Source organism: Aquitalea denitrificans, from assembly GCF_009856625.1.
GTDB classification, from domain to species: Bacteria; Pseudomonadota; Gammaproteobacteria; order Burkholderiales; family Chromobacteriaceae; genus Aquitalea; species Aquitalea denitrificans.
Genome location: NZ_CP047241.1, coordinates 3,253,462 through 3,273,262, shown reverse-complemented (window position 1 = coordinate 3,273,262; position 19,801 = coordinate 3,253,462). Strand labels below are relative to the sequence as shown.

10 protein-coding genes, 3 tRNA genes and 3 rRNA genes are annotated in these 19,801 nt (G+C 55.4%); 14 read left to right on the top strand and 2 right to left on the bottom strand.

Annotated features, from left to right (window positions below; all coding sequences use genetic code 11):
- Window positions 1–6: 6 nt before the first annotated feature.
- Window positions 7–93: transfer RNA gene (locus GSR16_RS14855), tRNA-Leu, on the bottom strand.
- 77 nt (window positions 94–170) lie between these two features.
- On the opposite strand from GSR16_RS14855, the gene rnr reads away from it, so the two are divergent.
- The 10 genes from rnr to GSR16_RS14805 all read left to right on the top strand — a co-directional run bounded on the left by rnr (window position 171) and on the right by GSR16_RS14805 (window position 12,540).
- Entirely contained in the window at window positions 171–2,783 is a 2,613-nt protein-coding gene (rnr, locus tag GSR16_RS14850) for a ribonuclease R (protein WP_159878702.1), read from the top strand.
- Between the two features lie 498 nt (window positions 2,784–3,281).
- Window positions 3,282–4,817, top strand: a 16S ribosomal RNA gene (locus tag GSR16_RS14845).
- Window positions 4,818–4,881: 64 nt separating this feature from the next.
- Window positions 4,882–4,958, top strand: a tRNA-Ile gene (locus GSR16_RS14840).
- Window positions 4,959–4,962: 4 nt separating this feature from the next.
- Window positions 4,963–5,038: transfer RNA gene (locus GSR16_RS14835), tRNA-Ala, on the top strand.
- Between the two features lie 277 nt (window positions 5,039–5,315).
- A 23S ribosomal RNA gene (locus tag GSR16_RS14830) occupies window positions 5,316–8,205 on the top strand.
- A gap of 229 nt (window positions 8,206–8,434) precedes the next feature.
- Window positions 8,435–8,549: ribosomal RNA gene (rrf, locus tag GSR16_RS14825) — 5S ribosomal RNA — on the top strand.
- Together the 16S, 23S and 5S rRNA genes with 2 tRNA genes alongside form the textbook arrangement of a ribosomal RNA operon.
- A 117-nt stretch (window positions 8,550–8,666) precedes the next feature.
- Window positions 8,667–10,097: a sensor histidine kinase gene (locus tag GSR16_RS14820; protein ID WP_159878700.1), complete on the top strand. Its 1,431-nt coding sequence runs from the start codon at window positions 8,667–8,669 to the stop codon at window positions 10,095–10,097.
- The gene (locus GSR16_RS14815) at window positions 10,079–10,630 is read left to right on the top strand and encodes a hypothetical protein (RefSeq protein ID WP_159878698.1); all 552 of its coding nucleotides are present in this window, start codon (window positions 10,079–10,081) and stop codon (window positions 10,628–10,630) included. Before GSR16_RS14820 ends, GSR16_RS14815 begins: the two co-directional genes overlap by 19 nt.
- Window positions 10,627–11,973, top strand: a complete 1,347-nt coding sequence (locus GSR16_RS14810; protein ID WP_159878696.1) for a sigma 54-interacting transcriptional regulator — start codon at window positions 10,627–10,629, stop codon at window positions 11,971–11,973. The genes GSR16_RS14815 and GSR16_RS14810 overlap by 4 nt, the downstream gene beginning before the upstream one ends.
- Window positions 11,974–12,207: 234 nt before the next feature.
- Window positions 12,208–12,540: a BON domain-containing protein gene (locus GSR16_RS14805; protein ID WP_159878694.1), complete on the top strand. Its 333-nt coding sequence runs from the start codon at window positions 12,208–12,210 to the stop codon at window positions 12,538–12,540.
- Window positions 12,541–12,608: 68 nt separating this feature from the next.
- Here GSR16_RS14805 and GSR16_RS14800 read toward each other — a convergent pair whose 3' ends face one another.
- A complete protein-coding gene (locus tag GSR16_RS14800) occupies window positions 12,609–12,962 on the bottom strand; it encodes a DsrE/DsrF/TusD sulfur relay family protein (protein WP_159878692.1) in 354 nt (117 codons plus the stop codon).
- 286 nt (window positions 12,963–13,248) lie between these two features.
- Between GSR16_RS14800 and putA the strand changes: the two genes are divergently transcribed.
- The 4 genes from putA to GSR16_RS14780 all read left to right on the top strand — a co-directional run bounded on the left by putA (window position 13,249) and on the right by GSR16_RS14780 (window position 19,801).
- Entirely contained in the window at window positions 13,249–16,845 is a 3,597-nt protein-coding gene (gene putA / locus GSR16_RS14795; protein ID WP_159878690.1) for a trifunctional transcriptional regulator/proline dehydrogenase/L-glutamate gamma-semialdehyde dehydrogenase, read from the top strand.
- Window positions 16,846–17,047: 202 nt separating this feature from the next.
- Window positions 17,048–18,277, top strand: coding sequence for a branched-chain amino acid ABC transporter substrate-binding protein (locus GSR16_RS14790; RefSeq protein ID WP_159878688.1), 1,230 nt, complete (start codon window positions 17,048–17,050; stop codon window positions 18,275–18,277).
- A gap of 135 nt (window positions 18,278–18,412) precedes the next feature.
- Window positions 18,413–19,156 carry a metallophosphoesterase gene (locus tag GSR16_RS14785; RefSeq protein WP_159878686.1) on the top strand — a complete coding sequence of 248 codons (744 nt, stop codon included), beginning with the start codon at window positions 18,413–18,415 and terminating at the stop codon, window positions 19,154–19,156.
- A gap of 282 nt (window positions 19,157–19,438) precedes the next feature.
- Window positions 19,439–19,801: a cysteine-rich CWC family protein gene (locus GSR16_RS14780; RefSeq protein WP_159878684.1), complete on the top strand. Its 363-nt coding sequence runs from the start codon at window positions 19,439–19,441 to the stop codon at window positions 19,799–19,801.

Here is a 19,801-nt window from a genome sequence, read left to right as displayed (position 1 = left end):
GCTTGTTGGTGCCCAAGAGAAGACTCGAACTTCCACACCCTTGCGGGCGCTAGGACCTGAACCTAGTGCGTCTACCAATTCCGCCACCTGGGCACTGCATTTGCTGTATCATTCGGTTGCTGTAGTGCTGCAACGAGATGCGAATTATAAACAAGTTTCTGAGGGTGTCAATGGCCCAATCTGCAAAAAAACAAAAAAACACTCCCCTGCGTATGCAGGATCCCTTCTTGGAACGAGAAAAACTCAAATATTCCAATCCCTTACCTAGCCGGGAGTTTGTTCTGCAACTCCTGGAACAAAATGGCGTGCCAATGTTCCCGGAAGAACTGGCCGTATTGTTGTCTATCAAGAATGCCGAACTGGGCTTCTTTGAGCGCCGCTTGCTGGCCATGGAACGTGAAGGCCAGCTCATCATCAATCGTAAAGGCGCAATCTGTGCTGCTGAAAAGCTGGACCTGATCAAGTGCAAGGTTTCCGGTCATCGTGATGGCTTTGGTTTTGGCCTACCCGATGAAGGAGAAGGCAGCGGGGTGGATATTTTCCTGCCCGAACGTGAAATGAAAAAAGCCATGCATGGCGATCGGGTGCTGGTGCGCCCCTCCGGTGTGGATCGCCGTGGTCGCCAGGAAGGCAAGATTGTTGAAGTGCTGGATCATGCGGTTACCAAACTTGTCGGTCGCATCCATCAGGAGCGTGGTGTCTGGATTGTCACCCCGGAAGATCGCCGTATCCGGCATGAAATTCTGATTGAGCCAGACAGCCAGGGTGATGCCAAGCATGGGCAGGTGGTGATGGTGGAAATCCTGCAGTATCCGGATGCCTATCGTCAGCCAGTCGGCCAGGTGGTGGAGGTGTTGGGCAATTATGCAGATCCGGGTATGGAGATCGAGATTGCCTTGCGCAAGCATGCCTTGCCGCATGAATTCCCGATCGATGTTGTAGCGCAAGCCAAGGCTACACCCAAGAAGGTCCGCAAGAAGGACCTGACCGTCGATCGCGTCGACTTGCGTCATCTGCCATTAGTAACCATTGACGGCGAAACTGCTCGTGACTTTGATGATGCCGTCTATGCAGAGAAGCAGGGCAAGGGCTTCCGCCTGATCGTGGCTATTGCTGATGTCAGCCATTATGTGCAGCCGGGCGATGCGTTGGATCAGGAGGCTTTGGATCGGGGTACGTCCGTCTATTTCCCGCGCCGGGTCATCCCCATGTTGCCAGAAGCGTTGTCTAACGGCATTTGCTCTTTGAATCCTGATGTCGAGCGCTTGTGCATGGTGTGCGATATGCAGATCAACGGCAAAGGTGAGGTAAAACGCTACCAGTTCTACCCGGCGGTCATGCTGTCCAAGGCACGTCTTACCTATACTCAGGTGTGGGACTGGATTCAGCATGGAACGGACAATCCGCTACTGCCCAACATCCAGACACTATATAGCTTGTTCAAAGTGCTACTGGCTGCCCGTGCCAAGCGTGGTGCCATTGAGTTCGATTCGGTCGAGACCCAGATGATCTTCAATGATCAGGGCAAAATCGACAAAATCGTCCCGGTGGTGCGCAATGATGCACATCGACTGATTGAAGAATGCATGTTGGCCGCCAACGTCTGTGCTGCGGACTTCTTGCTCAAGAGCAAGCAAAAATGCTTGTATCGCGTGCATGAAGGTCCGACGCCGGAAAAGCTGGAAATCCTGCGTAACTACCTACAGCTGGTGGGTCTGACACTGGCTGGGAATGACAAGCCCACAGCCAAAGATTATGCCAAGCTGGCCGAGCAGATTCATGGCCGTCCAGATGCGCCGGTACTGCAGACCATGTTGCTGCGTTCCATGCAGCAGGCGGTTTACACGCCGGACAACAATGGTCACTTCGGTTTGGCCTACGATGCCTATACCCATTTCACTTCGCCAATTCGCCGTTATCCCGACCTGCTGGTTCATCGCTCCATCAAAGCGGTATTGCAGGGCAATAAGTACAAGCCGGGCAAATGGGCACAACTGGGCATGCATTGCTCAATGACCGAACGCCGGGCAGACGATGCCAGCCGTGATGTCGAGTCCTGGCTCAAAACCTATTATATGCAGGACAAGGTTGGGGAGGTTTTCCAGGGCAAGATCAGTGCCGTCACCAGCTTTGGCGTGTTCGTGCTGCTGGATGATGTCTATGTAGAGGGCTTGGTGCATATTTCCGAGCTGGGCAAGGACTATTTCCACTTCCGCAAGGACATCCAGGCCATTGTAGGCGAGAAGAGCGGCATGTCTTATCGCCTGGGGGATACCCTGACGGTAAGAGTGGTCAGTGCCAATCTGGAAAATGCCCAAGTCGATTTCTCTCTGGTGCGTGATACGGCACAACCTGCATTGGCTTCGCCTACTGGCAAGCGTGAGCAGCCGCGGCACGCAAATCATGCTGCTCCATCTTCCCGCAAGCAGACCAATCATGGTGGACGTGGTCGGAATCAGCATGGCAAGCATGCAGCCAGCCGTCAGGACAATGTGACTGCTGTCCCGCAGACGGCACCTGCAGCCAGCAAGGCAACAAGCCGACGCAAGCCTGTGGCAGTGCCGCCACCTGTGGATCCGCGTCCGGCAGTGCAGGCTGAACCGGTCAAACCGGCAGCCAGACGACGCAAGCCTGCGGCCAGCCCCGTGGCTGCGCCGCAGACGGAGGTCGCTGCTGCGCCTGCTCCGCGCTCGCGTCGCAAACCAGCTGCCAGTACTGAGGCTGCAGTGCCGTCCGCACCACGTGGCCGTAGCCGTAATGCCAAGAAGCCAGATGGTCAGTAAGCTGTTATAGGTCAGTCTCTCTCTGCATGAGTAAGAGCTGGCTCTGCAAAAAGCCCGGCCCCGCCGGGCTTTTTGCTGCCGGTGTCGGCGGGGAAACCAGCTTTTTGCGCCAGCCAGCCCCCTTTCTCGCTCTTTTTCACCACCGGAGCAAATAACAATCAGCCTGCTGCAGTGCAATTGCCGCAAGGCTGTAATAAAACCCGTATTTCATAAAGCATTACTGTTCAGTTACTTAGCGTGCCGCAGGACGGGATGTTGGCAGAATCTGCAGATTTCTTCGCACAAAGTGTTGACGAGGGGTGGGCGTGGCGGTATAGTTCGCCTCCTCAGCAGACAACGCAGCGACGGAAACGAAACGCAGCGACCTGCACCGCTCTTTAAAAAACAGAATAACCGATAGGTGTGAGTGCTTGGCGAAAGCCAAATACTTGCACTGCAAGACAAGAAATACTTGTTATTTTCTTTGATCTTGCGTGCCAGAAAATTTGCTATGAGATTGAACTGAAGAGTTTGATCCTGGCTCAGATTGAACGCTGGCGGCATGCTTTACACATGCAAGTCGAACGGTAACAGGGAGCTTGCTCCGCTGACGAGTGGCGAACGGGTGAGTAATGCGTCGGAACGTGCCGAGTAGTGGGGGATAACTATCCGAAAGGATAGCTAATACCGCATACGCTTTGAGAAGGAAAGCAGGGGATCGCAAGACCTTGCGCTATTCGAGCGGCCGACGTCTGATTAGCTAGTTGGTGAGGTAAAGGCTCACCAAGGCATCGATCAGTAGCGGGTCTGAGAGGATGATCCGCCACACTGGGACTGAGACACGGCCCAGACTCCTACGGGAGGCAGCAGTGGGGAATTTTGGACAATGGGCGCAAGCCTGATCCAGCCATGCCGCGTGTCTGAAGAAGGCCTTCGGGTTGTAAAGGACTTTTGTCAGGGAGGAAATCCCTAAGGTTAATACCCTTGGGGGATGACAGTACCTGAAGAATAAGCACCGGCTAACTACGTGCCAGCAGCCGCGGTAATACGTAGGGTGCAAGCGTTAATCGGAATTACTGGGCGTAAAGCGTGCGCAGGCGGTTGTGTAAGTCTGATGTGAAAGCCCCGGGCTCAACCTGGGAACTGCATTGGAGACTGCACGGCTAGAGTGCGTCAGAGGGGGGTAGAATTCCGCGTGTAGCAGTGAAATGCGTAGAGATGCGGAGGAATACCGATGGCGAAGGCAGCCCCCTGGGATGACACTGACGCTCATGCACGAAAGCGTGGGGAGCAAACAGGATTAGATACCCTGGTAGTCCACGCCCTAAACGATGTCAACTAGCTGTTGGGGGTTTGAATCCTTGGTAGCGTAGCTAACGCGAGAAGTTGACCGCCTGGGGAGTACGGCCGCAAGGTTAAAACTCAAAGGAATTGACGGGGACCCGCACAAGCGGTGGATGATGTGGATTAATTCGATGCAACGCGAAAAACCTTACCTGGTCTTGACATGTACGGAACTTGCCAGAGATGGCTTGGTGCCCGAAAGGGAGCCGTAACACAGGTGCTGCATGGCTGTCGTCAGCTCGTGTCGTGAGATGTTGGGTTAAGTCCCGCAACGAGCGCAACCCTTGCCATTAGTTGCTACCATTTAGTTGAGCACTCTAATGGGACTGCCGGTGACAAACCGGAGGAAGGTGGGGATGACGTCAAGTCCTCATGGCCCTTATGACCAGGGCTTCACACGTCATACAATGGTCGGTACAGAGGGTAGCCAAGCCGCGAGGTGGAGCCAATCTCATAAAACCGATCGTAGTCCGGATCGCACTCTGCAACTCGAGTGCGTGAAGTCGGAATCGCTAGTAATCGCAGATCAGCATGCTGCGGTGAATACGTTCCCGGGTCTTGTACACACCGCCCGTCACACCATGGGAGTGAGTTTCACCAGAAGTGGGTAGGCTAACCGTAAGGAGGCCGCTTACCACGGTGGGATTCATGACTGGGGTGAAGTCGTAACAAGGTAGCCGTAGGGGAACCTGCGGCTGGATCACCTCCTTTCTAGAGAAGGCGATTGTCAAGTACTCACAGCCTATCGGTTATTCATGATTTAAGGGTAGTAACTGGGTTTGTAGCTCAGCTGGTTAGAGCACTGTGTTGATAACGCAGGGGTCGTAGGTTCGAGTCCTACCAGACCCACCAGTTTGGGGGATTAGCTCAGTTGGGAGAGCACCTGCTTTGCAAGCAGGGGGTCGTCGGTTCGATCCCGTCATCCTCCACCATTCTTACAGTGCAAACAAAAGCGCACACAGCATTTTATTGCTGCGTGAATTTCTGTTTGCGTTGTTTTTACAATGCCCGATCTTTAACAAACTGAAGAAGCCGAATTAATTAGACGGCGAAATGAAATGCATGGAGTTAACTCTGCATGCAGGACAAATCGTCATCTTGGGAATTTGATTGTATCTAATGTCATGTCGCCATATCAAAAGGGGCGGTGTGACATGTCGCACAAACACAATTCTGTCGGATTGGTAATCTAGGTTACTGAAATGATAGGGTCAAGCGACTAAGTGCATCTGGTGGATGCCTTGGCGATCACAGGCGATGAAGGACGTGTAAGCCTGCGAAAAGCGCGGGGGAGCTGGCAATAGAGCTTTGATCCCGCGATATCCGAATGGGGAAACCCACCCGCAAGGGTATCCCAGACTGAATACATAGGTCTGTGGAAGCGAACCGAGTGAACTGAAACATCTAAGTAACTCGAGGAAAAGAAATCAACCGAGATTCCGTCAGTAGTGGCGAGCGAACGCGGAATAGCCTGTATGTGATAGAGATTGAGATAGTGGAAGGCATTGGAAACTGCCGCCATAGTGGGTGATAGCCCCGTACACGAAATTTCATTCTTGGTACTAAGCATACGAAAAGTAGGGCGGGACACGCGAAATCCTGTTTGAAGATGGGGGGACCATCCTCCAAGGCTAAATACTCGTGATCGACCGATAGTGAACCAGTACCGTGAGGGAAAGGCGAAAAGAACCCCGGGAGGGGAGTGAAATAGAACCTGAAACCGGATGCATACAAACAGTGGGAGCCTCGCAAGGGGTGACTGCGTACCTTTTGTATAATGGGTCAGCGACTTACGTTCAGTAGCAAGCTTAACCGCATAGGGGAGGCGTAGGGAAACCGAGTCCGAATAGGGCGCTTTAGTTGCTGGGCGTAGACCCGAAACCGAGTGATCTATCCATGGCCAGGATGAAGGTGCGGTAACACGCACTGGAGGTCCGAACCCACTAGTGTTGCAAAACTAGGGGATGAGCTGTGGATAGGGGTGAAAGGCTAAACAAACTCGGAGATAGCTGGTTCTCCCCGAAAACTATTTAGGTAGTGCCTCATGTATCACTTCCGGGGGTAAAGCACTGTTATGGCTAGGGGGTCATTGCGATTTACCAAACCATGGCAAACTCTGAATACCGGAAAGTGCGAGCATGGGAGACAGACGGTGGGTGCTAACGTCCATCGTCAAGAGGGAAACAACCCAGACCGCCAGCTAAGGTCCCAAATGATCAGTTAAGTGGTAAACGAAGTGGGAAGGCCCAGACAGCCAGGATGTTGGCTTAGAAGCAGCCATCATTTAAAGAAAGCGTAATAGCTCACTGGTCGAGTCGTCCTGCGCGGAAGATGTAACGGGGCTCAAACTGATAACCGAAGCTGCGGATTTGCACGTAAGTGCAGATGGTAGGGGAGCGTTCTGTAGGTCTGTGAAGGTGTCTCGAAAGGGATGCTGGAGATATCAGAAGTGCGAATGCTGACATGAGTAGCGATAAAGCGGGTGAAAAGCCCGCTCGCCGAAAGCCCAAGGTTTCCTACGCAACGTTCATCGGCGTAGGGTGAGTCGGCCCCTAAGGCGAGGCTGAAAAGCGTAGTCGATGGGAAACGGGTTAAAATTCCCGTACTTTTGTGTAGTGCGATGTGGGGACGGAGAAGGTTAGGTCAGCGGCCTGTTGGAATAGGTCGTTCAAGCTGGTAGGTGGTTAGGGTAGGCAAATCCGCCCTTTCATTCAACACCGAGAAGTGATAACGAGGGTCTACGGACCTGAAGTGACTGATACCACGCTTCCAGGAAAAGCCACTAAGCTTCAGCTACACAAGAACCGTACCGCAAACCGACACAGGTGGGCAGGATGAGAATTCTAAGGCGCTTGAGAGAACTCAGGAGAAGGAACTCGGCAAATTGATACCGTAACTTCGGGAGAAGGTATGCCTCTTTAGGTGAAATCCCTTGCGGATGGAGCTTGGAGAGGTCGCAGAGAATCGGTGGCTGCGACTGTTTATCAAAAACACAGCACTCTGCCAACACGAAAGTGGACGTATAGGGTGTGACGCCTGCCCGGTGCTGGAAGGTTAAGTGATGGGGTGCAAGCTCTTGATCGAAGCCCCAGTAAACGGCGGCCGTAACTATAACGGTCCTAAGGTAGCGAAATTCCTTGTCGGGTAAGTTCCGACCCGCACGAATGGCGTAACGATGGCCACACTGTCTCCTCCTGAGACTCAGCGAAGTTGAAGTGTTTGTGAAGATGCAATCTCCCCGCTGCTAGACGGAAAGACCCCGTGAACCTTTACTGTAGCTTTGCATTGGACTTTGAAGTGGTTTGTGTAGGATAGGTGGGAGGCTTTGAAGCCAGGACGCTAGTTCTGGTGGAGCCGACCTTGAAATACCACCCTGACCCCTTTGAGGTTCTAACCTTGGTCCGTTATCCGGATCGGGGACAGTGCATGGTAGGCAGTTTGACTGGGGCGGTCTCCTCCCAAAGTGTAACGGAGGAGTTCGAAGGTTACCTAGGTACGGTCGGAAATCGTGCTGATAGTGCAATGGCAAAAGGTAGCTTAACTGCGAGACCGACAAGTCGAGCAGGTGCGAAAGCAGGACATAGTGATCCGGTGGTTCTGAATGGAAGGGCCATCGCTCAACGGATAAAAGGTACTCCGGGGATAACAGGCTGATACCGCCCAAGAGTTCACATCGACGGCGGTGTTTGGCACCTCGATGTCGGCTCATCACATCCTGGGGCTGTAGCCGGTCCCAAGGGTATGGCTGTTCGCCATTTAAAGTGGTACGTGAGCTGGGTTCAAAACGTCGTGAGACAGTTTGGTCCCTATCTGCAGTGGGCGTTGGAAGTTTGACGGGGGCTGCTCCTAGTACGAGAGGACCGGAGTGGACGAACCTCTGGTGTACCGGTTGTCACGCCAGTGGCATTGCCGGGTAGCTAAGTTCGGAAGAGATAAGCGCTGAAAGCATCTAAGCGCGAAACTCGCCTGAAGATGAGACTTCCCTGAGGGCTAGACCCTCCTGAAGAGTCGTTCGAGACCAGGACGTTGATAGGTCGGGTGTGGAAGCGCTGTGAGGCGTTAAGCTAACCGATACTAATTGCTCGTGAGGCTTGATCCTATCATTTGAGTGGCTTGGGAAACCGGGCTGACGGATAGTGCATGTGCGACGCGATCAAAGATCCAAGACTAATTAAGGCGGGAGTAGAGAGGTGGGAGTGGGGAGTAAACCCCTGCAACTGACGAACTACCCCCGAAACGGAGAGCAGGACAAGAGCGGGCAGAGACAACTCTCTACTCCCGACTCTCTACTCCCCACAAGGCTTCTTCAAGTTTGTTGACAGTTTATGTCTGGTGGCCATAGCGAGGTGGTCCCACGCCTTCCCATCCCGAACAGGACCGTGAAACGCCTTAGCGCCGATGATAGTGTGGCATTCGCCATGTGAAAGTAGGACACCGCCAGACTCCCCATACAGAAGCCCAGCTCAATCGAGCTGGGCTTTGTGCATTCCAGATTGCTCTTTAATCAATCACTCTGTCTAAGCCTGTTTGATTTGTGAAGCGTAATCATCATGACAGACAATGCAGTATTTCTTTGGCGATGGGTTCCTCATGATATTGCGCCATCTATCTTTTAAAACTTTGTTGGTGGCCAGCCTGTTTGTGGTGACGCTGATTCCTTCGTTGGCTCTGGTACAAACCTGGTGGCATCTACAGCAATTGACTGAGCAGGTAGACCAAAGCCAGCAACAATCGCAGCTGTTGTCGGAGTCCATGCGTGCATTTTCCAGTCAGGGAGAACTGTTCGAGCGGGCAACACGGCAATGGAGTGTTTTGCATGAGGAAAGCTATTCTCACGCAGGACAGGAGGCTCTATCAGGGTTAAGGCAACTGGCGGAGCGCCTTAAACACATGGATGACAGCGGTCTGCAGGTGCTGGGGCGAAATCTGGTACGATGGTGCGCGCTGTCACAGCGCCTGCTTGATGGTGCAGATCATCCTGCGGCAGAGTGGTCACGCCAGTATGAGGCTTTGGCCAGTCTGGGGAGTGAGCTTGAGACCCATATCAGGCAGCTGGCAGAGTTCAAAAGACTGCAATGGGATAGCAGCCTGCGTGCAAAGCGTCAGCAAGCTGACCGGGTTGCGATTTTATCCTTGTGCCTTGCTGTGGTTTCTGGCTTGCTACTGGCCTGGATGCTGGTTAGGCCATTACAGCAGCTGCGCAGCAAGATTGCTGCGCTGGCGCAAGGTCAGCGAGGCCAGGAGTGGGCGATGTCTGCCCCTGCGGATATTGTCCAGCTGGCGACCGCACTGGGAGAGCTTGATCGGCGTCTTGCTCGGCTGGAGGAGGATAAGGCTGATTTTTTTCGTCATGTTTCGCATGAACTGAAAACACCGTTGGCGGCAATTCAGGAGGCTTCCTCATTGCTGCAGGACCAGATTCCCGGCCCATTGCTGGCTTCTCAGCAGGAAATCGTGGCCATTACGCTGTCCAATACCCGGCTGCTACGCCAGCGTGTCGATGCGCTTTTGCTGCATGATGCGGCTAACTGGCTGGAGCGGCCACTTGCCATGCAGCTGCATGATCTGCAAGCCCTGATAGCGCTGGCAGCCGAAGCCATGCGGCCCTTGTTGCAACAAAAGCGCATCAGACTGGAGTTGTCCCAGGTCGCTTTGCTGGTGCAGGTCGATCAGGAAAAATTCCGAACCATTATCGATAATCTTCTTTCTAACGCCATACGGTTTTCACCTGTTAATGGTGTTATTTCTGTGAATATTGGCAGGAATTCAGACCGGACATGGGTATCTGTCATTGATCAGGGGCCGGGAATTCCTGCACAGAATCACACGCTTGTCTTTCAGCCCTTTTATACCGGGCCGGCTCCTGTGGGTGAAGTGCCCGGTAGTGGCATAGGGCTTACCATGGTGAAAACCTTTGCTCAATTAATGGGTGGTGATGTCGAGTCATTACCGGCTGTGCGTGGCGCACATTTGTGTGTCTGGTGGCCATAAGGTTTTGGGTGAGTACTTGCATGATGCGTAAAAATATCTGTGCCTTGCTGTTGCTGGGCATGTTGTCAGGGTGTGTGGCGATGACTGGGCGACCTGCGCGGGATGCGGCAAACCCTTCAACTGGAAAATATGTACTACGCAACTGTCCGGACGCTGATGCAGTATTGAGCGGTGTACGCCGTGGCCGGGAGGCTGTGACTTTGCCGAGAGATGCATGTGCCGGCGACCGATTGCGTTATGTGGCACAGCAGTTGCTCAATGGTGAACCCAGGTTCGAAGCAATGCGATTACAGCTGGAAATGGCAAATGCCCAGCTGCGGCAAGAGCCGGCAGAGGGCTTGTCCGGCTTGTCCATATTGTTGGCAAGCCAGTTGAATGAGCGCAGGCGGCATGAAGATGCACTGCAAAGAAGCAGTGTCCAACTGGCTGAGCAGCAGCGACGTGCCGATGAGCTGACTGCCAAGCTGGATGCTTTGCGTCAGATCGAACAATCCATGGTCAATAAGGCCAGCAAGAAGAAGATACAGCCATGATGCGTAGTGGACGGGTATTACTGGTTGATGACGATGCAGATCTGTTGCGGCTGCTTAGTTTACGCCTTGAAGCTGCGGGCTATCTGGTTGACAAGGCAGCATCTGCTGAAGCAGCCCTGAGTGCGCTGGCGGTGCGCCGGGCTGATGTGCTGCTTACTGATTGGCGCTTGCCTGGTTTGAACGGCATGGAGTTGTTCGAGTTGGTGAAAAAGAGCTATCCATCGATGCCGGTGATCATGCTTACTGCTCACGGTACAGTGCCGGATGCTGTCGATGCAGTTAGCCGTGGTGTATTTGGCTACCTGGTCAAGCCGTTTGATAGTGCAGCCCTGCTGGGTAAGGTGGAGCAGGCTTTACTGTTGTCGGCCCCTGCTATTGCACTCGATGAACAGGATGCCTGGCGTGAGGAAGTGGTCAGTTGCAGTCCTTTGATGGATGAGTTGCTGGCCGAAGCACGGCTGATTGCGGTAACAGATGCCAGCGTATTGATTCGTGGCGAAAGTGGCACCGGCAAGGAAGTACTGGCGCGGGCATTGCATCGTGCCAGTCCACGGGCGAACGGTCCGTTCATCGCAGTCAATTGCGCGGCGATTCCTGATAATTTGCTCGAAAGCGAGTTGTTTGGCCATGAAAAGGGCGCATTCACCGGGGCTGCAACGCGGCATCAGGGGTTGATTGCCCAGGCTGATGGCGGAACACTGTTTCTGGATGAAATCGGCGACATGCCGCTGGCCTTGCAGGTCAAGTTGCTGCGCGTGCTGCAGGAGAGGGAAGTGAGACCTGTTGGTGCCGGCAAGTCTGTGGCGGTGGATGTGCGTGTGATCTCGGCAACCCACCGGGATCTGGAGTCGCTGATTAGTGACGGCCTGTTTCGCGAGGATCTGTTTTATCGGCTGAATGTGGTGGCCTTGCAATTGCCTGCACTGAGCGATCGCCGTGAAGATATTCCGCTGCTGGCTCAGCATTTCCTGGCGCAGTTGTGCGAGCGCTATGGCAAGGAGGTAGCCGGCTTTGCGCCTGATGCCATGGAGCATTTGTGCAGTTTGCGCTGGTCTGGCAACGTCCGTCAGTTGGCTAATGCGGTAGAGCAGTGCTGCGTGTTGAGCACGTCCGGGCTGATACCATTAAGCCTGGTGCAAAAGGCGGTGTCCGATGGCATGGCCAGCATACCGACACTGGCCGAGGCCCGGCGCCAGTTTGAAAGGGACTATCTGGAAAAGCTGCTGCGGGTGACTGCGGGCAATGCCAGCGTTGCCGCGCGCATTGCAGACCGGAATCGAACCGAGTTTTACCGCCTGCTGCAAAAGCATGATCTGGTGGCTTCGGCATTCAAGGATTTTTGATTTCACGCTGCCCTGTCAGCCCCTGTCGCCAGATGACGACAGGGGTTTTTTCTTTTAAATCATGGTATTGGCGTGCTTATGGCTTTTGGCTTGTCGCCAGTATGCGACAAATTCAGGTTTGTATAGGTGGGAAATTTGCCATTTTATTTTGCAAGTTGTTGTTATGTAAGAAGTATTTTTACCTGGCACGGCAATTGCAATAGCAGTGGCAACGCTCTTGTCGCGAGGTGTGCAATGAAAATTAAACGTTTCGGTTTGCTGCTTTTATTGTTGCTTCCCTTGCATGCTGCGATAGCAACGGGAAGTCTGTCGATTGATCCGATTGCTGAGCATGTTGCTGTTTCTCATCTGTCTGATGACGAAAAAATTGCTTGGGAATTGAATGAAGTATTGAAACCGTTGGCGGATGGCTCTGGTGCTGTGGTGCATCCCTGGGTCAAGGCCGGCATGGTGCGATTGAAGGGTTCAAGCCCCAGCCGGGATACCATTCGGCAGTTGCTGGAGGTCGCTGCCAATGTGCCGGGAGTGCGCGAGGTCCGCTCCGAAATGTCGATTCGCCCAATCTGACCATGTATTGCTTGATGTGAACTGCCCTTTGGCCTGCCTTCCCCCCCGAGAGGCAGGCCTTTTTTTATTCAGAAGCTGATGACCTTATCTGCTTCCAGCGTCCAGCCGGCAAGTTCTGGCATGCTGCCTATCTTGACCCCGGCGAGTAAACGTCCCTGATCCAGCCCGCGTGCATCGGCACAGGTGCGACAAACATAAACTGCGGCTCCATGTGCAATGGCTTCTGCCAACATGTCACCGAGGCTGGGGCCGGTGGTATTGCCCTGGCCGCTTTGTGCCGTAGTGACGGCATCGGACAGTAAGAACAGCTTGATGCGGCTGGGTTGTGCATGGCTGGCAAGAGCCAGTGTCAGTCGCAGTGCACTAAGGCTGCGTTCGCTGCCATAGGGACTGGCATTCAGTATCAATAAAATATTCTGCACGGATATCCTGTCTCGACTACAAAGTGGAAATGGCCTGTCAGGGCGGTGGTTTGATGGCGCTTGCTGCGGCTGCAGGCTAGTGCGTTGTGGCAATGCAACAGCTGCAGGCTGTTGCGATGAGCCAAATAATAGGACAAGTCGCTTGATTTGCCTTGCTCTGTCACAGGGGCCGTGCGTAATACTCCAAGAATATTTTATATTGTCGAACAAAGAAAAACGCAATTGTATACAATAGGCAAATCTTAACCGGTATAAACCGGGCTGCGAACAAAATCGGGAGTTTTCCATGCAATTCGAGGTGTTTGCCCTAAACCAGAGCGCCTTGCGCGATGCCATTACATCCGCATACCGTCGCGATGAACAGGAATGTGTACAAGCCTTGCTGCCGCAAGCTGCCTTGCTGCCGGCACAAGTGACCGCCACTCAGGACCTGGCGCGTCGCCTGGTCAGCCAGGTGCGGCACGAGCGTACGCGCTCCAGCGGGGTGGATGCCCTGATGCATGAGTTCTCGCTGGATAGCGCAGAAGGCATTGCCCTGATGTGTCTGGCAGAAGCGCTATTGCGTATTCCGGACAAGGAAACCGCCGACAAGCTGATCCGCGACAAAATTTCCCGTGGCGACTGGAAAGCCCACCTGGGCAACAGCTCTTCCTTGTTCGTCAATGCCGCAGCCTGGGGCCTGGTGGTGACCGGCAAGCTGGTTTCCTCGCATAGCGAGCAGGGCTTGTCTGCCGCCATGACTCGTCTGATCGCCAAGGGCGGCGAACCGTTGATCCGCAAAGGCGTGGACATGTCCATGCGCATGCTGGGCAAGCAGTTCGTCACTGGCGAAACCATCGAACAGGCGCTGGAAAATGGCCGCGAGCGCGAAGCACGCGGCTATCGCTTCTCCTACGACATGCTGGGTGAAGCCGCCATGACCGAGGATGATGCCCAGCGCTACATGAAAGACTATGTGATGGCTATCCACGCCATCGGTAAAGAGTCTGCCGGCCGTGGCATTTACGATGGCCCGGGTATTTCGGTAAAACTGTCCGCCATTCACCCGCGTTACAGCCGCGCCAAGCGTGAACGCGTGATGACCGAGCTGTATGCCCGCCTCAAGGAACTGCTGCTTCTGGCCAAGCAATACAATATCGGCCTGAATATCGATGCCGAAGAAGCCGACCGCATGGAGCTGTCGCTGGACCTGCTGGAACAGCTGGCCTTCGACAAGGATCTGGCTGGCTGGAATGGTATTGGTCTGGTGGTGCAGGCTTACCAGAAGCGCTGCCCTTACATCATCGATTACCTGGTGGATCTGGCACGCCGTTCCGGTCACCGCTTCATGGTGCGTCTGGTGAAGGGCGCCTATTGGGATGCCGAAATCAAGCGTGCCCAGGTGGATGGCCTGCCGGGCTATCCGGTTTATACCCGCAAGGTGTACACCGACATTTCCTATCTGGCATGTGCCAAGCGTCTGCTGGCCGCACAGGATGCCATCTACCCGCAGTTTGCCACCCACAATGCCTACAGCCTGTCTGCCATTTATCAGCTGGGTCAGGGTCTGGATTACGAATTCCAGTGCCTGCACGGCATGGGCGAAACCTTGTACGACCAAGTGGTGGGCAAGGACAATCTGGGCAAGGCTTGCCGTATTTACGCGCCGGTGGGTTCGCACGAAACCCTGCTGGCTTATCTGGTACGCCGTCTGCTGGAGAACGGTGCCAACAGTTCCTTCGTCAACCGCATCGTGGACGAGAATGTGTCCATCGACGAGCTGGTAACTGATCAGGTAGCTGAAGCCGCCAGCCATGCCGGCCTACCGCATCACAAGATTGCCCTGCCGGTTTCTTTGTATGGCAGCGAGCGTCAGAATTCCAAGGGTCTGGACCTGTCCAGCGAGCACGTGCTGGCTGCGCTGCAAATGGGCCTGCAAGGTTCGGAACAGCAGCAATGGACTGCCTTCCCCCTGCTGGGTGATGCCGATATCAGCGAAGGTGACAGCCAGCCGGTGCGTAACCCGGCTGACCATGCCGACATCGTCGGCCAGGTGATTGAAGCTACGCCGGAGCACGTGGAACGTGCGCTGCAACTGGCTGAAGCCGCCGCCGCACGTTGGGCCAATACCCCGGTGGTTGATCGCGCTGCCTGTCTGAACCGCATGGCCGACCTGATGGAAGACCACATGCCGGCGCTGATGGGCCTGGCTGTGCGCGAAGCCGGCAAGACGCTGAGTAATGCCATTGCCGAAGTGCGTGAAGCGGTGGACTTCTGCCGTTACTATGCCGCGCAGATTGTCGCCAATTTCGACAACGCCACCCACCAGCCGCTGGGGCCGGTGGTGTGTATCAGCCCGTGGAACTTCCCGCTGGCCATCTTCATTGGCGAAGTGACCGCCTCGTTGGCTGCCGGTAACCCGGTGCTGGCCAAGCCAGCCGAGCAGACCAACCTGATCGCCGCCTATGCCGTGCGCCTGCTGCATGAGGCTGGTGTACCGCGTGATGTGCTGCAATTGCTGCCAGGCCGTGGCGAAGTGGTTGGTGCTGCGCTCACCAGCGATGCGCGCATCCAGGGCGTGATTTTCACCGGCTCCACCGAAGTGGCGCAGATCATCAACCGTACCTTGGCCAAGCGTGGCGAAGATGTGGTGCTGGTGGCCGAAACCGGTGGCCAGAACGCCATGATCGTGGACAGCTCGGCACTGCCGGAGCAGGTGGTGACCGATGTCCTGAGTTCGGCCTTCGACTCTGCCGGCCAACGTTGCTCCGCACTGCGTGTGCTGTACCTGCAAAGCGATATCGCCGACAAGGTGATCGCCATGATCAAGGGTGCCATGGCCGAGTTGACCGTGGGTAATCCGTCCAAGCTGAATACCGACGTTGGCCCGGTGATTGATGCCGAAGCCCAGGCCGGTCTGCTGGCACACATCGACAAGATGAAGTCGCGTGCCCGCTGGAACTATCAGACCCCGCTGAGTGCAGAATGCCAGCAGGGTACCTTCGTGGCACCGACGCTGTTTGAAATCGACAACCTGTCCGACCTCACCCGCGAAGTATTCGGCCCGGTACTGCATGTGCTGCGCTTTGAAGCCAGCCAACTGGACAAGGTAGTCGCCGAGATCAACAGCACTGGTTACGGCCTGACCCACGGCATCCACAGCCGTATCGACGAAACCATCAACAACATTGTCGACAAGATCAAAGTGGGCAATGTCTACGTCAACCGCAACATCGTGGGCGCGGTGGTGGGCGTGCAGCCGTTTGGTGGTGAAGGCAAGTCCGGTACCGGCCCCAAAGCCGGTGGCCCGTTCTACCTGTACCGTCTGACCCGCGCCGCCTGGGAGCCGAAACTGGCGCTGCAGCCAGTGGCCGCCAATCTGGCCGGTCTGTCCAAGCTGGCCGCAGTGGCTGACAGCCTGGGCGTGAGTGGGCTGAATGTACGCATCGATGCCGCACGCCGCGCCTCGCCGCTGACGCATCAGGTCAGCCTGCCCGGTCCGACCGGTGAAAAGAACACGCTCTGCTTTGCCGCACGCGGCAAGGTAGGGTGCGTGGCCAGCAGCAGTGCAATGCTGGCCGAACAACTGGTGGCCGTAATGGCTACCGGCAATGTGGCAGTGCTGGCGGATTCGCCGGCCAATCGCCAACTGGCCAGTACGCTGGGTAGCCATGTCGAGCTTACGCAAGATGTGTTGACCGCGTCGCTGGATGCCGTGCTGTATGAAGGGAATGATGCTGCCAGGGTGCGTCAGCAATTGGCGCAGCGCGATGGTGCGCTGATTCCCTTGGTACTGGCTGGCAAGGATGGCTACAACCTGCACCGTCTGGTGGTGGAACGCGCAGTCAGCGTCAACACCACGGCGGCGGGTGGTAATGCCAGCCTGATGAGTATTGGCGACTGATGACGGCAGCCCCGGAGACCTTCTGCTGATTGGCGGGAATGGTCACAAACCGGGGCTGAACGATGTTATCTGTGCCAAGCTACTTGTCATGAGCTGTCGGCATTGGAATAATGCCGCCAGCGTTTTAACTTACAACAAGCTCGCTGCATGAGATCTGTTCGCCACAAGCGGACAGGAGAGACCGAAAGATAGAGGATTCAAGATGCAATTCACCAAGCTGACTACCGTTACCGTCGCTGTAGCTGCCGCTCTGGCACTGTCCGCATGTGGCAAGAAAGACGACGCTGCTGCTCCGGCTGGCGCCTCCGCTCCGGCTGCCGCTGCTGCTGGTGGCGATACCATCAAGATCGGCTTTGCTGCGCCGCTGACCGGCCCGCAAGCGCACTATGGCGAAGAGTACAAAAACGGTGTGACTCTGGCGATTGAAGATGCCAATGCCGAGAAGCCGACCATCGGTGGCAAGCCGGTGACTTTCGAACTGGACGCCCAGGATGACCAGGCCGACCCGAAAACCGCTACCCAACTGGCTCAGAAACTGGTTGATGACAAGGTTGCCGGCATCATCGGTCACTTCAACTCCGGTTGCGCCATTCCGGCCTCCAAGATCTATTCCGACGCCGGCATTCCGATGATCGCCATGGCGACTTCCCCGGTCTTCACCGCTCAGGGCTTCAAGAACACCTTCCGTTCCATGACCTCCGATACTCAGCAGGGTAGCGTGATGGGCAAGTTCGTGGTGGATACCCTGAAGGCCAAGAAAATCGTTATCGTTGACGACCGTACCGCTTACGGCCAAGGCCTGGCGGACGAATTCGAAAAAGCCGTCAAGGCTGCTGGTGGCGAAGTAGCCAAGCGCGAATTCACCAATGACAAGGCAACTGACTTTGCCGCCATTCTCACCTCCATCAAGGGTGTTAGCCCGGACGTGATTTTCTATGGTGGCGCTGATGCCCAGTCCGCTCCGATGGCCAAGCAGATGAAGCGCCTGGGCCTGAAGGCTCCGCTAATCTCCGGCGAAATGACCAAGACCCCGAACTTCCTGCAACTGGCAGGCAAGGAAGCCGAAGGCTCCATCGCCTCGCTGGCTGGCCTGCCGCTGGAGCAGATGCCCAAGGGCAAGGACTACTCCGACAAGTACAAGGCACGTTTCAAGACCGACGTAGCCACCTACTCTCCGTATGGCTATGACGCTACCCGCGCCATGATCCAGGCCATGAAGGATGCCAACTCCACCGATCCCAAGGCTTATCTGCCGGTTCTGGCCAAGATCAAGTACTCCGGTGTGACTTCCGCCAACTGGACCTACGACGACAAGGGTGACCTGAAAGACGGCGGCATTACCGTTTACAAGGTTGAAGGCGGCCAGTGGAAAGTGATGCAGACCATCGGTGGCGGTGCTGCCGCTCCGGCTGCTGCATCTGCGGCGCAGTAATTCAGGCGGTAGTTCATACAGAAACGGCGCAGATTCTGCGCCGTTTTTTCATGCCTGCCGCTAGACACATTCCCGCAGTAGCGGGACAGATGTGCATAATAAAGCGGTAAATCGATAAAACCTTTGTGATTGTGTATGACTGAGTTGTTTGCCAGCCTGCCCGCCAACCTGAATGGACGGGATTATGTTGTGGGTGATGTCCACGGCTGTTTTACCGAATTGCGCCAGTTGCTGGAAAGCGTGGTGTTCGATGGTAGTCGCGATCGCCTGTTTTCCGTAGGCGACCTGGTGGACCGGGGGCCGGAGTCACGCCAGGTACTGGAGTGGCTGGCCAAGCCCTGGTTTTATGCTGTGCGTGGAAATCACGAGCAGATGGCACTGGATTTCGATCTGGCGCAAACCGATGCCTGCGAGCGTTACCTGAACAATGGTGGCGGCTGGTTTATCTGTCTGGCGGAGCGGGACAAGCAGGCCTATCGTACAGCGTTCAACCGCCTGCCGCTGGCGATGGAGGTGGTGAGCGAGCACGGACTGATCGGGCTGCTGCATGCTGACTGCCCACTGGATGACTGGAATGGCCTGCGCGAACAACTGGCCCTGCCTCAGCCCTGGGGCGAAGAAGGGGGCAAGCTGTTGCGGCAGATTACCTGGTGTCGTTTACGCGCCAGGGGGATGGTGCGCAAGCCTGTGGTCGGGGTTTTCATGCTCTGTGTCGGACATACGCCCCAGGCCGGTGTACGCAGTATCGACAATGTCTGGTATCTGGATACCGGCGGTGTTTATGGCCGCAGCCTGAGCATGCTGCAGCTTGATACCTTGCAGACCCACAGCGTGAAGGTGGGCGACAAAGGATATAGCAGTGATGTGATGGAAGGGTGAAATGCCGGCATGATGGCGGTGGATTTTTATTTGCGCACGGACAAGTGAAATGCTTGTATCTCCATGTCATTTAATTGTCTTGTTATCATGCCGTATGATTTTTGGTATCTGGTCCCGCGTGCCGGGTTAGTACTATTCCCCTTGTAGCAGGTTGTATATGCATCATATGTGTAGCATTTCCATTTGGTCAGCCGCCGGGCAGGACCGTAGTGTGCGACCTTTGTCGCCACGACTGCGACTTCCCTTATTGGCTGGTAATTGCCCCCCCAGTAGGTGTGCGGCATGAAGCCGCCCATCCCGTCACCATGCCAGCAGCGTTGCCAGCTGGATGCCACCGGTGAACACTGCCTAAGTTGTCGACGCTCCATCAAGGAAATTGCCGGCTGGCCTGGTTTCAGTGATTTCGAGAAGAAAGCGGTGTGGAACCGCCTGCTTGCCTTGCCGCCACAAGTCGAGGCCAAACAGTGCCAGCGTTGCGGCGACAGCTTCAGTTGCGGAGCCAATGGGCCGGCCAACAGCTGCTGGTGTGCAAAGCTGCCTAACATCATGCCGCTGGACGAGGATGGCAAGGATTGCCTGTGTCCATCCTGCCTGCTGCAGGCCATTGCCAGGGCCGGGTCTGATGCTGCACCAGACCCGGGTTAG

What these genes read in the sequence shown, in the direction of transcription:
- GSR16_RS14810 (WP_159878696.1), top strand. Translation starts at nt 10,627, where the DNA reads ATGATGCGTAGTGGACGGGTATTACTGGTTGATGACGATGCAGATCTG.
- putA (WP_159878690.1), top strand. Translation starts at nt 13,249, where the DNA reads ATGCAATTCGAGGTGTTTGCCCTAAACCAGAGCGCCTTGCGCGATGCC.
- GSR16_RS14820 (WP_159878700.1), top strand. Translation starts at nt 8,667, where the DNA reads ATGCAGTATTTCTTTGGCGATGGGTTCCTCATGATATTGCGCCATCTA.
- GSR16_RS14780 (WP_159878684.1), top strand. Translation starts at nt 19,439, where the DNA reads ATGAAGCCGCCCATCCCGTCACCATGCCAGCAGCGTTGCCAGCTGGAT.
- GSR16_RS14790 (WP_159878688.1), top strand. Translation starts at nt 17,048, where the DNA reads ATGCAATTCACCAAGCTGACTACCGTTACCGTCGCTGTAGCTGCCGCT.
- GSR16_RS14805 (WP_159878694.1), top strand. Translation starts at nt 12,208, where the DNA reads ATGAAAATTAAACGTTTCGGTTTGCTGCTTTTATTGTTGCTTCCCTTG.
- rnr (WP_159878702.1), top strand. Translation starts at nt 171, where the DNA reads ATGGCCCAATCTGCAAAAAAACAAAAAAACACTCCCCTGCGTATGCAG.
- GSR16_RS14785 (WP_159878686.1), top strand. Translation starts at nt 18,413, where the DNA reads ATGACTGAGTTGTTTGCCAGCCTGCCCGCCAACCTGAATGGACGGGAT.